Source organism: Chitinophaga niabensis, from assembly GCF_039545795.1.
GTDB classification, from domain to species: domain Bacteria; phylum Bacteroidota; class Bacteroidia; order Chitinophagales; family Chitinophagaceae; genus Chitinophaga; species Chitinophaga niabensis_B.
Window position 1 is genome coordinate 3,695,187 of the sequence record NZ_CP154260.1, and the last position, 11,684, is coordinate 3,706,870.

Annotated in this window: 16 protein-coding genes; 5 read left to right on the forward strand and 11 right to left on the reverse strand. The window is 47.5% G+C overall.

Features of this window, described 5'->3' with window-relative positions:
• Window positions 1–8 precede the first annotated feature (8 nt).
• Genes AAHN97_RS14370 through AAHN97_RS14385 form a run of 4 tightly spaced genes read right to left on the reverse strand, consistent with a single transcriptional unit; the run spans window position 9 to window position 1,806 of the window.
• The gene (locus tag AAHN97_RS14370; protein ID WP_343302728.1) at window positions 9–881 is read right to left on the reverse strand and encodes a pirin family protein; all 873 of its coding nucleotides are present in this window, start codon (window positions 879–881) and stop codon (window positions 9–11) included.
• Window positions 865–1,104, reverse strand: a complete 240-nt coding sequence (locus AAHN97_RS14375; RefSeq protein ID WP_343302729.1) for a (4Fe-4S)-binding protein — start codon at window positions 1,102–1,104, stop codon at window positions 865–867. The genes AAHN97_RS14370 and AAHN97_RS14375 overlap by 17 nt, the downstream gene beginning before the upstream one ends.
• Window positions 1,105–1,117: 13 nt before the next feature.
• Complete coding sequence (locus AAHN97_RS14380; protein ID WP_343302730.1) at window positions 1,118–1,489, reverse strand: hypothetical protein; 372 nt, start codon at window positions 1,487–1,489, stop codon at window positions 1,118–1,120.
• A gap of 17 nt (window positions 1,490–1,506) precedes the next feature.
• Window positions 1,507–1,806 (reverse strand): GNAT family N-acetyltransferase, encoded by a 300-nt coding sequence (locus AAHN97_RS14385; protein ID WP_343302731.1) that lies wholly within the window; start codon window positions 1,804–1,806, stop codon window positions 1,507–1,509.
• A gap of 145 nt (window positions 1,807–1,951) precedes the next feature.
• Here AAHN97_RS14385 and bioA point away from each other — a divergent pair, with 145 nt between their 5' ends.
• Window positions 1,952–3,238: an adenosylmethionine--8-amino-7-oxononanoate transaminase gene (bioA, locus tag AAHN97_RS14390; protein ID WP_343302732.1), complete on the forward strand. Its 1,287-nt coding sequence runs from the start codon at window positions 1,952–1,954 to the stop codon at window positions 3,236–3,238.
• Window positions 3,239–3,296: 58 nt separating this feature from the next.
• Here the strand turns inward: bioA and AAHN97_RS14395 are convergent, their stop codons facing one another.
• From AAHN97_RS14395 to AAHN97_RS14410, 4 genes are all read right to left on the reverse strand, one after another.
• Window positions 3,297–3,791, reverse strand: a complete 495-nt coding sequence (locus AAHN97_RS14395) for a DUF2911 domain-containing protein (protein ID WP_343302733.1) — start codon at window positions 3,789–3,791, stop codon at window positions 3,297–3,299.
• Window positions 3,792–3,866: 75 nt separating this feature from the next.
• Entirely contained in the window at window positions 3,867–4,325 is a 459-nt protein-coding gene (locus AAHN97_RS14400; RefSeq protein WP_343302734.1) for an SRPBCC family protein, read from the reverse strand.
• 104 nt (window positions 4,326–4,429) lie between these two features.
• Window positions 4,430–4,969 carry an SRPBCC family protein gene (locus AAHN97_RS14405; protein ID WP_343302735.1) on the reverse strand — a complete coding sequence of 180 codons (540 nt, stop codon included), beginning with the start codon at window positions 4,967–4,969 and terminating at the stop codon, window positions 4,430–4,432.
• A 62-nt stretch (window positions 4,970–5,031) separates the two neighbouring features.
• Entirely contained in the window at window positions 5,032–6,129 is a 1,098-nt protein-coding gene (locus tag AAHN97_RS14410) for an ABC transporter permease (RefSeq protein ID WP_343302736.1), read from the reverse strand.
• 197 nt (window positions 6,130–6,326) lie between these two features.
• Between AAHN97_RS14410 and AAHN97_RS14415 the strand changes: the two genes are divergently transcribed.
• Window positions 6,327–6,668, forward strand: a complete 342-nt coding sequence (locus tag AAHN97_RS14415) for a hypothetical protein (protein ID WP_143197310.1) — start codon at window positions 6,327–6,329, stop codon at window positions 6,666–6,668.
• 3 nt (window positions 6,669–6,671) lie between these two features.
• Here AAHN97_RS14415 and AAHN97_RS14420 read toward each other — a convergent pair whose 3' ends face one another.
• Both AAHN97_RS14420 and sppA read right to left on the reverse strand, forming a co-directional pair.
• On the reverse strand, window positions 6,672–7,397 hold the full coding sequence (locus tag AAHN97_RS14420) for a hypothetical protein (RefSeq protein ID WP_343302737.1): 726 nt from the start codon (window positions 7,395–7,397) through the stop codon (window positions 6,672–6,674).
• Between the two features lie 140 nt (window positions 7,398–7,537).
• A complete protein-coding gene (sppA, locus tag AAHN97_RS14425) occupies window positions 7,538–9,280 on the reverse strand; it encodes a signal peptide peptidase SppA (protein ID WP_343302738.1) in 1,743 nt (580 codons plus the stop codon).
• Between the two features lie 137 nt (window positions 9,281–9,417).
• Here sppA and folK point away from each other — a divergent pair, with 137 nt between their 5' ends.
• Window positions 9,418–9,912, forward strand: coding sequence for a 2-amino-4-hydroxy-6-hydroxymethyldihydropteridine diphosphokinase (gene folK / locus AAHN97_RS14430; protein ID WP_343302739.1), 495 nt, complete (start codon window positions 9,418–9,420; stop codon window positions 9,910–9,912).
• A gap of 2 nt (window positions 9,913–9,914) precedes the next feature.
• Window positions 9,915–10,538, forward strand: a complete 624-nt coding sequence (locus AAHN97_RS14435; RefSeq protein WP_343302740.1) for a deoxynucleoside kinase — start codon at window positions 9,915–9,917, stop codon at window positions 10,536–10,538.
• 53 nt (window positions 10,539–10,591) lie between these two features.
• On the opposite strand, the gene AAHN97_RS14440 is transcribed toward AAHN97_RS14435, so the two are convergent.
• Window positions 10,592–10,798, reverse strand: coding sequence for a hypothetical protein (locus AAHN97_RS14440; protein WP_343302741.1), 207 nt, complete (start codon window positions 10,796–10,798; stop codon window positions 10,592–10,594).
• A gap of 195 nt (window positions 10,799–10,993) precedes the next feature.
• Here AAHN97_RS14440 and AAHN97_RS14445 point away from each other — a divergent pair, with 195 nt between their 5' ends.
• Entirely contained in the window at window positions 10,994–11,602 is a 609-nt protein-coding gene (locus AAHN97_RS14445; protein WP_343302742.1) for a hypothetical protein, read from the forward strand.
• Window positions 11,603–11,684 lie beyond the last annotated feature (82 nt).

An 11,684-nucleotide genomic window follows, 5' to 3' on the forward strand; every position in this document is an offset into this window, starting at 1 on the left:
GTATAGATTTATTCCTCTATCAAGATACCCATTTTTCCCATCTGAAAATCACGCATGGCCTCCAAAACTTCGGTTTCCGTGTTCATCACATAAGGCCCGTGTGCCACTACTTTTTCATTCAGCGGTTCCCCGCTGGCAATGAACACCCGGGTATCTTCTTCAGCGATCAGTTTAATGCCTTCTCCATCCTCATTGAACACCACGGCATGAAAGGCAGTGTATACACTGGCGCCTTCCACTTTCAACTCTCCGTCCAGCAGGTAGATGAACGCATGATGGCTGGCCGGGATCGGGAAATAAAACGCGCCGCCTTTTTTAATATTTGCGGTAAAAGTGTTCACGGGTGTTAAAGTGGGAATAGGGCCTTTGGTGCCCAGCAACTCCCCTGTTACCACATGCACAACCGCCAGGCCGTCCTCACTCTTCAGTTGCGGCGTTTCTGCTGCGTGCAGCGGGTAATAAGCAGGCTGGTCCTTTTTACGGCTGGCCGGCGAGTTCACCCAAAGCTGCAGCAATTCCTGCACACCACCGGTTTCATGAATATCGTCCGGCGGCCTTTCACTATGGATAACACCCATACCCGCATGCATCCACTGGGTGCCGCCTTCGCGCACCACACTGTTGTTGCCGCGACTGTCCCGGTGATGCACACCGCCTTTAAAAATAAAGGTCACCGGAGAAAATCCCCGGTGCGGATGCGGTGCTACGCCTGCATGCCTTGGCGGCATGTAGGCGGGCACTTCAATATTGATGTGATGTAATAACAGGAAAGGATCTATCCTGTCTGCATGTACAGAAGGGAAAGGCTGACGCACAGGTATATCGCCTGCTTCTTTCAGATCGGCGTACAATACGGTTTTTACACTACGGAGTTTTGTCATTTAATTTGTCTGCATTCATATAAAAACTCAAAGCGCCGGAGGGGCACTTCTCTACCTGGGCAATCAATGTTGCGGTATCCGCAGCAAACATTTTGATCCAGGGTCTGTCTTTCGGCTGAAATACTGCCGGCAAACCACGTGCGCAGATGCCGGTATGTTTACAGAGCCTGGGCTGCCACACGATGGTGACCTCCCCATTCGTGTATTCCAGTTTTGCTTCCATATCAGTAATTTTTTCAGGATTTAAGCAGGCTGCGTTTGAAGGCCTTGAACTCTTCACGCAGATCGGTGAACAACCGGTCGAAGGTATCCATATCGTCCTGCAGTTTGTTGTGCAGCATCTGCAATTGTGCTGCTTCCCCATTGCTTTCAGACATCATTTTGTCTGCCTTGATGATCAGCTGCAGTTCATCGTTCACTACTTCTTTCTGGCGGATCAGTGCATTTTGAAAATGCTCGATCTTTACCTGCTGATCCTGGTCCAGTGATTGTGTACTGAGTTCCGTCAGTTCGGCTGTTAATGATTTGATCTCCTTTTCGCTCAGCAAAAGGTCTTTTTTCCATTCCTGGTGCAGTTGATGCAGTGCATCAAAATTTTCTATGGCCATATTTTAGAGGATTGTGTCTATACATTAATTCCGTGTGCAAGCAACCGCTTCCATTCCGGGTGTTTACGCAGGTAAGTGGCCACATAGGGGCAAAGGGGCACCATCTTTAATTTTCGCTCATCGATGATTTCCAGCACTCTCTCCACAAGCGCCGAAGCAATACCCTGACCTTCCAGGGCTGGGGGAACTTCCGTATGTGTAAGGAAGATCTTATTTCCACCCATCATATACTCAACTTTTGCCAGCAACCCGTCAATTTTCACTTCAAATTGCCTGGCATTCACATTATCTTTTACTTCCAACAGCTTCGTATCCATGTTATATTTGGGTTTTAACTTAAAGAATACTGCAGTTCAAATATCCTGCCGGTATTTCTCATGCTGCAAAGTTACGGATTTGGCAGGAACCCATATTTATTAACATAATTACACATGTTATATTTGGCTGACTTAAATTTGCCCCATGCAAAAAAGTCTGAGTGAACGTGACAAAGCCGTGATCTGGCATCCATACACACAAATGCAAACAGCGCCGGACCCTATCGGCATCGTACGGGGAGAAGGGGCGCTCCTTTTTGACGAGAACGGGAACAGTTACCTGGATGCTACCTCCAGCTGGTGGGTGAACATTCACGGTCATGCACACCCTTATATTACAGAAAAAATTGCCGAACAGGCCGCAAAACTGCATCATGTCATCTTTGCCGGTTATACGCATGAACCGGCGGTAGAACTGGCAGAAAAACTCCTGCCTGTACTGCCCGGCTCCCAGCAGAAACTCTTTTATTCGGATAATGGCTCCACCGCGGTGGAAGTAGCCCTGAAAATGACCATCCAGTACTGGCAGAACAAAGGCCAGGTAAAGACCAGGATCCTGGCTTTCAGGAATGCTTACCATGGCGATACCTTCGGCGCCATGAGCGTGAGTGCCCGCAGCGTGTTCACGCGGGCTTTCGATGAATACCTGTTTGATGTTACTTTCCTGGATATACCTGCACCGGATAATTTAGAAGCCCTCAAAGCAGCCGTGGATACCCATGCTGCAGATACTGCCGCTTTCATTTTTGAACCGCTGGTACAGGGATCAGGCGGTATGGTGATGTATGATGCGGCGTGTTTTGATGCGCTGCTGCAGCATTGCCGTGCACAGGGTATACTGCTGATCGCGGATGAGGTGATGACCGGTTTCGGGCGCACAGGCAGCAACTTTGCCATGGAACAGGTACAAACCCCGCCGGATATGATCACCCTCTCCAAAGGGCTCACAGGCGGCACCATTGCCATGGGTATCACTACCTGCACCAATGAGATCTATAATGCCTTTTTGTCCACCGATAAATTAAAGACCCTCTTCCATGGTCATTCTTACACCGCCAATCCTTTAACCTGTGCAATAGCCCTGGCCAGCCTGGAATTATTCCTGCAGCCAACGTGCCGTCAGGACCGGGAACGGATCAATGCCCGCCACCGCGCTTTTGCCGTAGAGCTGGCTTACCATGCTGATGTGAAAAATGTGCGTTCGCTGGGAACCATCCTCGCCTTTGAGATAGAGACAGGGGAAGCAGATAGTTACACCAATGATCTCGCAGGCTTCCTGTTTAAATTCTTCCGGGAGAAACGGATAATGCTGCGGCCGCTGGGTAATACCCTGTATATATTGCCGCCTTACTGCATCACAGATGAACAGCTAACGGAGGTGTACGACAGCATCTATGAAATGCTGGCCCAATACCAGGAACAATGGAGTTAACATAAAAAAAAGCAAGACCTTACGGTCTTGCTTTTTTCTTTACATAATATCTTACAACTTAAGACTTCAGGGGAACGGAGATCTTAGTATCGTCCCACTCCATCTGCAGATGGCCTTTAGGGAAAGAGAAAGTGAGTTTCTCTACCGTAGCCGCAGTTTTCTGACGGGGAACTTTTACTTCTGCAACATTGCTTCCTTTGTTCTTTTCGTAATCAAAAGCGCCGGATTGACCAGGGATGCTGTTCAGGATCACAGTGAATTCTTTTTCACCGGGAGTAATGAACAGGGCATAAGTACCCGCTTTCACTTTAGTGCCGCCAAAGGTTACATCTTTTTTGAAAGTGATGTCCGTGGATTTGTTAGCACCTGCGCGCCAAACTTTTCCATAAGCTTCCAGACCAGGGAAGATCTGACGGCCATTCTTTGAAGGTTGGCCATAAGCGATCTCAACGTTATCACCGGTTGCAGTAACACGTGGACTTTTTGGAGGATTCTGGGCCATTACAGCGCTGGTTGTTACCAGTAACGCGAGGGCAAATAACATACTTTTCATAAAACAGGATTTTTATAATATTGAGATGGTAAATTACGGTGTTGCGTTCACAATTTCCATACCACTCATCCAAAATCAGGGCTTTTCGCAAAGATTGCGGAGTTTATTCAGCCCTTCTTCCATAGAGGAACCAAACATACGGTCCATGAGGAATCCGCGCAATTTCCACCAGGGCGTGATCCCCACATTTGTTTCCAGCCGCCACAGGATCGCAGTGCCTTTGCCATCTGCCGTAGATTTGAGTTCCAGGAACCCTTTCACGGGCTTCATGGCGGGATGGGTCATATTGTAGGTAATGCCCTTCAATGAGTCTGCCGTAATGATCTCTACCCTGCCGGATGCCGAGCTGCCGGCAGTATTACTCCAGGTGAACCAGGCGCCGAGGCCGGTGGGAGGTTTTGAATATTGCTGCAGCACATCCACTCCTTTTCTATATGCAGGATGCCAGGGATTCCAGGCAGCCCATGTTTGCAGGTTGCTGATCTCTTCATACACAGCGGCAAGGGGAGCATTAATGGAACCGGAACGTTCCATTCTGGCGGTTGAGGGAAATAATAAGGATAAAATAAAGATCAGTGAACCAAAAACGAGCACTGCAATCAAAAACATTTTAACAAATCGCATATCCGGAGAAAATATTAAGCCGTGGCTTCAGTTAATCGTTTGAGGTTATGCAGTCCTTTTTCAAAATCACCGCCTACCCATTTATCCATCATCTTTCCCATCAGTTTACGAACAGGGTTCTGCCCCATATCCGCTTCCATACCCCAGGTGACCTTTGTGCCCTCCGCTACCGTATCAAAACGGAACATGGCTTTAGCCGTGCCCTGCTGCATGAAATTCATTTCGGTGGCAATATACTCATTCAAACGCGATTCCGTGATAATAAGGCTCCCCTTCCCTACTTTACGATGCTGGCTTTCCCAGGAATACCCTGCGCCTGCACCGGTATCTTTTACATGATAGGCCAGTTTCATCTGCGGATCATATCCATGCCAGGGCGACCATAAAGGCCAGTTACGCAATGCATTCACCTGCTCAAAGATCCTGCCTGCCGGTGCTTTGATGAGCTGAGAGCGTTCCACCTTTACAAGGGAAGGTAAATAGAAGGAAAAGATGAATAAACCTAACACAAGCACTATCAAGGCCCCAATAATAACATATAAGGCTTGTTGCATAAGGTGTGTTTTTGGTGAAGAGGGATGTATAAGTTACAGCAATTCCGGCAGATTTCCCGGAATTATTCCCATTTGAAAACTTTGATGGCCACCGCATATACCACCACTCCCCAGATGCATAATACCCCTAATTGCGTCCCTACATTCCAGAGATGCAGCCCTTCAAAAGCTATTTTGCGCAAAGCATCGTTCAGGTAGGTGAGCGGCATGATCTTACAGATGGGTTGCAGCCAGGCAGGGAACACATCCACAGAAAAGAAAGTGCCTGCCAGCAGGAACTGTGGTAAAGTAACAATATTGGCTAAAGGCGGGATCGTACTTTCCGTTTTGGCAATACCGCTTACAATAAAACCAAAACCCATGAATACGATCAACCCGAATAAACAAAGCAGTAACATTTCCAGGAAGGTGGCAAAACCATTAATCAGTGTAAAACCGAAAAAGAAATAACCGATACCGATAATGATCACGGAACCGAAAGACTGGAACAGCAGCCGCGCCAATGCTTCGCCCAGGATGATATATAAACGGTTGATGGGGGTAGCAAAGAAACGTTTAAGCACCAGGGTCTGGCGCAAACTAAAAAAGAGGAATGCCGTACCGAACACGGCGGCGCTCAGCAGGGAAAAACCCAGTTGCCCGGGAAGGATAAAATCGATGGTTTTGTAGGCGCGGCCGGGTACTTCTTCTGGTACGATCTGCGCTACGGTGGGTCTTGGATAAGCTTTATCATCCAGATTGTGGATGCTGTTGGTTAAGATATTGAATAACAGGCCTGTTTTTTCACCGCCGGCAGTAGAAGTTTTCACATGCACTTTATATTCAGGCAGCACAGCCGGTTTGGAGGCATCTATACGGAGGATAGCAACCAGCCGTCCTTTGCGCAGGTCATCTTCCATTTGTTCCTTTGGTGTGTTGGTGACCAGCCGGATATTTTTCTCCTCTTTCAGTTTGGCATAGATGCCGTTAGTGGTATCAGAAGCATTATCGATACCCACCTTCACGGAAACACTTCTTCCGCCAATGAAGCCGAACACCAATATAAATACCAGCGGGAAAGCCAGGCTGAACACAACCGCCGAGGGGCTGCGGAATATTGCTTTGATACTAGCCTTTGTGATCGCCCACATCGCCTTCCACTGATTATATTTCACCGCCATGCGTTTTCTTTTAAAGGCTGTAAAGCTAATGTTTTGGATAAGAAATACAAATGACGCCGGCCAGGTGCTGGGTTAAAACCCAATAACCGTTGTTTAACAAAGTTGCGGCGTTTCACTTAATCACATTTTATTAAGTTGTGTACACATTGCCGAAGTGCAATTAACCATAGTATCTATCAACCAGAAACCGACCTTATATGGCATCACAACAATCTCAGGCTAGCCCGGCTGAGCAACAGGAATTAATTTCCAGGATGTGCAAATGTTATGACGGTATATTGAATAATCTGCAGGACTTTGATGCCTTCAGTGCATCGCAGATCATCTGTAACGTTATCAATGAGCATATCAAACGATTAACAACGGTGATCCGCCACCACAATGATCTCGCTGAATCCGCAGAGAAAAGCATGGAAGCACTCGCAGACGGTTTGCGCAGGCTCCGGATGCAGGCGCAGCAGGTGGTGGACAATAATCATAATACGGTGATCCGCCTCAGCAGCGAAGAAAGAGATCCTGTGTATTCAGAGGAAGGCTGATCTTTACGGCTCAGGCATCAAACGGATAAAGCGGGTATGTTCTTCTGAGTGAGCATCCAGGTAATGCTGTAAAGCCACCAGGGTTGTAGCATCTTTCCATTTGATGGTAGCAGGCCCCCAGTTCACGAGTTCCCTTTCCTGTACCAATACAGGATTCTGGCCGGGTGTATACTGAAATAACTGGAATCCGTTCAGGGTAAACGCCGCCATCAGGTCCGTATTACTGCAGATAAAATATCTTTTGTCCGGCGATAGCTCAGGAAATCCGATAGTACGCGTCATCTCTCCATTCCGGGAGTTGATCAGTTCATAGGAATGCCACTCATAACCTGCGTTAAACACTACCCAATGCTCAATAGCAGGAAGGTAAGCCTGGTAGGTATATTGTGTGTACTCCTCATTATCGTTGTTATTATTGACCATTACTTTCTGCCGGCCATTTGCCAGCGTAAGCACCAAAGAATCACCTGCCCTGCGCACGTGCGAAGCATCCCGCAGGATGTTCACCGCCTCGCTGGTATCGGCTACAAACGCAGGAACCTGCTGGAATTCTGCAGCAGTTGATACGGTGATATTGTACAACTGACGGCCGATCGATACAGTATCGATAATAACGGCAGCAGAATCAGTAACAGTAGTGGTACTGTCTTTCGTTCCTTCTTCAGTTTTGGCAGACTGCTGGCAGGAAACCAGGTAAAGCGCACAAAATGCAATGGCAATTCGCATCATAGGTAATATGTACATTAGACTGCAAGGTAAATTGTGATTTGTTTTCAATTTTCTCAATCATTCACAAGGTAACAAACCGCAGGAAAAAGCAAAAGGGAAAAGCATCATGCTTTTCCCTTTCATCTATAAGCTGAGTTCCATTATTGTATCGTCAGATTATACGGCAGCTTTGCCTGGATCTCCCCGGTTAATTTCTTCAGTTCCTTAATGGTCTGGTACAACTGGTAGTGTTCTCCCAGCTCTTCCTTCACCATACTGGCACGTACACCACCCAGGCTCTTCAGCAACTGCTGATAAGGATCTTTCTGTTTGGGGAATGAAACGATCTTCACTTCTGCCACATTGGCCATACGCGCAGCACAGTTCACCGCATCATCTATTCCTCCCAGGCGGTCCACCAGGCCCATTTCCCGTGCCTGGATACCGGTCCATACACGGCCCTGTGCAATACTGTCTACCACTGTTGCATCCAGCTTGCGGCCTTCTGTTACCCGGTGTTTAAAAGTAGCGTAAATGGTATCCACAGAACGCTGTACCATCAGCTTCTCTTTTTCTGTGAGCGGGCGGCTGGTAGTACCAAGGTCCGCATACTCACCCGTTTTCACCGCATCAAAAGTGATCCCGAGTTTATTATTGAAGAAAGCCTGCATATTCGGTAATATCGCAAAAACACCAATGGAACCGGTAAGTGTGGTAGGCTCAGCGAAAATAGAATCCGCCATGCAGGAAATATAGTAACCGCCGGAGGCAGCATAGTCACCCATGGAAACAATCACCGGCTTGGATTTGCGGGCCAGTGTAAGCTCCCTCCAGATACCTTCTGAAGCCAGCGCACTGCCACCCGGAGAATTCACCCGGAATACAATGGCTTTCACATCCTTATCCTGGCGGGCTTCGCGGATGGTTTTGATATAATCTTCACTGGCAATCGCTTTGTCTGCAGAACCGCTTACAATATCCCCTTCCGCATAGATCAGGGCAATGTTCCCGCTGCCTTCGTAACTGGCTTTTGCTTCATCGTACCTGTTCAGGGCAATGAAATTCACTTTATCATCTCCTTTCAGGCTTAGCTTTTGTTTGATCTCATCCATCACCTGGTCATCATACCTGAGCCCGTCCACCAGTTTATATTTCAATGCATCCTCCGGGTACTGGATAGTACCGGCATCAGCATATTGATGTAAGGTGGCCGTATCAATCCCGCGGGAAGCGCCCACTTTCATAAGGAAGTCGCCATACAGCTCACCGAGGAAAACTGTCGTCTGGATGCGGTTAGCCTCCGTCATTTTAGTTTCGCGCAAAGGCTCTGTAGCACTTTTGAACTTACCGTTATAGAAGATCTGCGGCTGTATCTCCAGTTTCTCCAGCGTACCTTTCAGGTACATCATGGTGATGGCATAACCGGAAAAGTCGATCCCGCCTTTTGGATGCAGGTATACTTTATCTGCTGCAGAGGCCAGGAAATAGGCGTTCTGGGAGATCACTTCTCCATAAGCATACACGAATTTTTTACTTTTGCTGAAATCAACAATAGCGCGGCGGATCTCTTCACTGGAAGCATGCCCGTTGCCACTGCCATCTGCTTTCAGGTAAATACCTTTCACATTATCGTCTGTGGCGGCCTGCCTGATCAGGCGTACGGCATCGTAGAGTCCGGGATCTGAATCAGCCCCTTCTCCTGCCAAAGCACGTAAAGGAGTTTGAACACGTTGTTCTGCGTAGTGGTCACTCAGGTCAATTACCAGAACAGCATTGGAGCCTACCACTACTTTTTTATCGGAAGTCATTCTCACGGCAATCATCAGCACGAAAAAGAAACCTATAACGCTAAAAACAATAAGGGCTAGGAAGGAAGCAAAGAAAAACTTTAAGAAACTGCGCATGTTAGTTGATTAGTTTAGATCCTGGTTCGTTGGTGTAAGGTTCAAATGAATCCCCTTTCCTTTCTCCCCAAAATGCGAAATCTTCATTAATTTTTCCAAAAATAAGGAATATGGCTACTTTTGGGCCGTCTAAATACATGAATACAGCAATATTACTTATAGGTGGCAATATGGGAGACCGCCCAAAATTCCTTCAGCAGGCTGCATCACTGATTGCAGCAAGGGCAGGGCGTATCCTCAGGGAATCCACCATGTACGAAACCGCTCCCTGGGGCGATGTGCAGCAGCCGGACTACCTGAACCAGGCCCTGGTAGTGGAAACAACCATGGAAGCCTCCGTTCTGCTGGATGTGCTGCTGGAGATAGAAAAGGAAATTGGCCGGGTGCGCCGCCAGAAATGGGGCTCCCGTGTGATAGATATCGATCTGATCTTCTTTAACAACGAAGTGATCACCCTTCCCCAGCTCAAAGTGCCGCATCCGCAGATGCAGAACCGGCGGTTTGTACTGGCCCCCCTGCAGGAGATCATCCCGCAATGGGTGCACCCTATCCTGCAACTCACTGTGGATCAGTTGCTGGAAGCTTGTCCTGACCCATTACCCGCTCATAAATTCATTGCTGCGGCCCATTAACTATGCAATACCGCTTCATCACCATAGAAGGTAACATCGGCGCCGGAAAAACAACCCTCGCTATCAAGCTGGCAGAACATCTGCAGGCGAAACTGATCCTGGAAGAGTTTGCAGACAACCCTTTCCTGCCCAAATTCTATGCAGAACCGGAGCAATACGCCTTTCCACTGGAGCTTTTCTTTATGGCAGAGCGGTACAAACAGCTGAAGGAAATGCTGGGCACCAGGGATCTTTTTTCCACCCACACGGTGAGCGATTACCTTTTCATCAAAAGCCTGCTGTTTGCTAAAATGAACTTAAAGGAAGATGAGTTCTCCCTTTACCAGAAGTTATTCGATATCATCAATCCACAGCTGGCGCAGCCGGACCTGCTGATCTACCTCCACGCCCCGGTGAGCAAACTGCAGCAGAACATCAAAAAGCGGAACCGCTCTTACGAACAGCAGATACCGGATAGTTACCTGGCCAATGTACAGGATATGTACAGCCAGTTCATCCGCCAGCATCCTGTGCGTACCCTGCTGGTAGATACCACTGAAATGGATTTCCTGCACAGGCCGGAAGATTTTCAGACCCTGCTTGCCGCATTGGAAACAGATTACCCTGTGGGGATCACCTACCTGTAAAAAACGAAAGGTGGCAGGATCAGTCCTGCCACCTTTTTTTGTTCCTTCTGTAATTACGCAGCTATTACAACCGGATCTACAAAAGAAGTCAGCAACGAGTTAGCCAGTGCGCCCGCTAATGGCACTGTTGCTACAAAACCTTTAGATAAGAAGTAAATACCTTTCCCCAATGTCAGCAGGTCGTTGACGTAACCGCCACCATTGATCTCTTGGAGCTCGACAGGATTCAGGGCTTCGCAGCCAAATTGTTTGTTTTCCATAGATTTTGTTGTTTGGTGAAGAAAATGGGGTATCGTATGTTACCAAATGTAACTTCTTCAGTTTTATTCATTCTGTTCATTTTCAATCCCTCTGTTCATTCTGTTCAATTACTCTCTAAAAAAATTTACAGCAGTTCTAGGGGGAAGGCTTTTTTCTCCGTCATAGAAGCAGAAACAATTCAAAAACTGAATATCATGAAAACATTTATTATCGCTTGCGTAATACTGCTGGGAGCACAGTTTGCCAATGCACAACAGATCGAAACGCTCTCTTTCAAACACAAAAGTGGTGGTGGCAACACTAAAGTAGGCGCCTATGGTACAGCCTTAGGCAAACTCTCTTATATAGATGGTAAACTCGCTGTATTTACCGGTGGTTATGGTGGTGTATTGCTGAACAAAAAGTTTCTTCTCGGAGCGGGCGCCTACTCACTGGCAAATAATATCTATGTACCAAACTATACTGACAACCGTAAATACAATCTCTGGTATACCGGTGGTGTATTTGAATATGTACACAACTCAGATAAACTGTTCCATTGGTCTGCCGGTGCACTGGTAGGCGGAGGCGGTGTTTCCACAAGAACCGGTCATAATGAACACAGGGACGATGTACATGCACGCAGCGCTGTATTTGTTGCAGAACCTTTTGTGAACGTGGAAATGAATGTGACCTCTTACCTGCGTATTGTTGCAGGCGGAACTTACCGTGGTGTATTTGGCACTGGTTCCAATGTGGGCATCTCCGATGCAAAACTGAGTGCGCCCGGCTTCCACCTTGGCGTTAAAGCCGGCTTGTTTTAACCGTTTATACAATACCATTTGCACCTTTTGCACGATTTAAGCTAATTTTGGCGGCCGGGAACTGAAAAATTCAGCCCGGCAT

Bases quoted from the DNA above. Each gene is read 5' to 3' on its own strand.
- AAHN97_RS14440 (WP_343302741.1), bottom strand. From the start codon at position 10,798: ATGGAAAACAAACAATTTGGCTGCGAAGCCCTGAATCCTGTCGAGCTC.
- AAHN97_RS14395 (WP_343302733.1), bottom strand. From the start codon at position 3,791: ATGAAAAGTATGTTATTTGCCCTCGCGTTACTGGTAACAACCAGCGCT.
- sppA (WP_343302738.1), bottom strand. From the start codon at position 9,280: ATGCGCAGTTTCTTAAAGTTTTTCTTTGCTTCCTTCCTAGCCCTTATT.
- AAHN97_RS14400 (WP_343302734.1), bottom strand. From the start codon at position 4,325: ATGGAACGTTCCGGTTCCATTAATGCTCCCCTTGCCGCTGTGTATGAA.
- AAHN97_RS14415 (WP_143197310.1), top strand. From the start codon at position 6,327: ATGGCATCACAACAATCTCAGGCTAGCCCGGCTGAGCAACAGGAATTA.
- AAHN97_RS14445 (WP_343302742.1), top strand. From the start codon at position 10,994: ATGAAAACATTTATTATCGCTTGCGTAATACTGCTGGGAGCACAGTTT.
- AAHN97_RS14380 (WP_343302730.1), bottom strand. From the start codon at position 1,489: ATGGCCATAGAAAATTTTGATGCACTGCATCAACTGCACCAGGAATGG.
- bioA (WP_343302732.1), top strand. From the start codon at position 1,952: ATGCAAAAAAGTCTGAGTGAACGTGACAAAGCCGTGATCTGGCATCCA.
- AAHN97_RS14375 (WP_343302729.1), bottom strand. From the start codon at position 1,104: ATGGAAGCAAAACTGGAATACACGAATGGGGAGGTCACCATCGTGTGG.
- AAHN97_RS14435 (WP_343302740.1), top strand. From the start codon at position 9,915: ATGCAATACCGCTTCATCACCATAGAAGGTAACATCGGCGCCGGAAAA.
- folK (WP_343302739.1), top strand. From the start codon at position 9,418: ATGAATACAGCAATATTACTTATAGGTGGCAATATGGGAGACCGCCCA.
- AAHN97_RS14385 (WP_343302731.1), bottom strand. From the start codon at position 1,806: ATGGATACGAAGCTGTTGGAAGTAAAAGATAATGTGAATGCCAGGCAA.
- AAHN97_RS14420 (WP_343302737.1), bottom strand. From the start codon at position 7,397: ATGATGCGAATTGCCATTGCATTTTGTGCGCTTTACCTGGTTTCCTGC.
- AAHN97_RS14370 (WP_343302728.1), bottom strand. From the start codon at position 881: ATGACAAAACTCCGTAGTGTAAAAACCGTATTGTACGCCGATCTGAAA.
- AAHN97_RS14410 (WP_343302736.1), bottom strand. From the start codon at position 6,129: ATGGCGGTGAAATATAATCAGTGGAAGGCGATGTGGGCGATCACAAAG.
- AAHN97_RS14405 (WP_343302735.1), bottom strand. From the start codon at position 4,969: ATGCAACAAGCCTTATATGTTATTATTGGGGCCTTGATAGTGCTTGTG.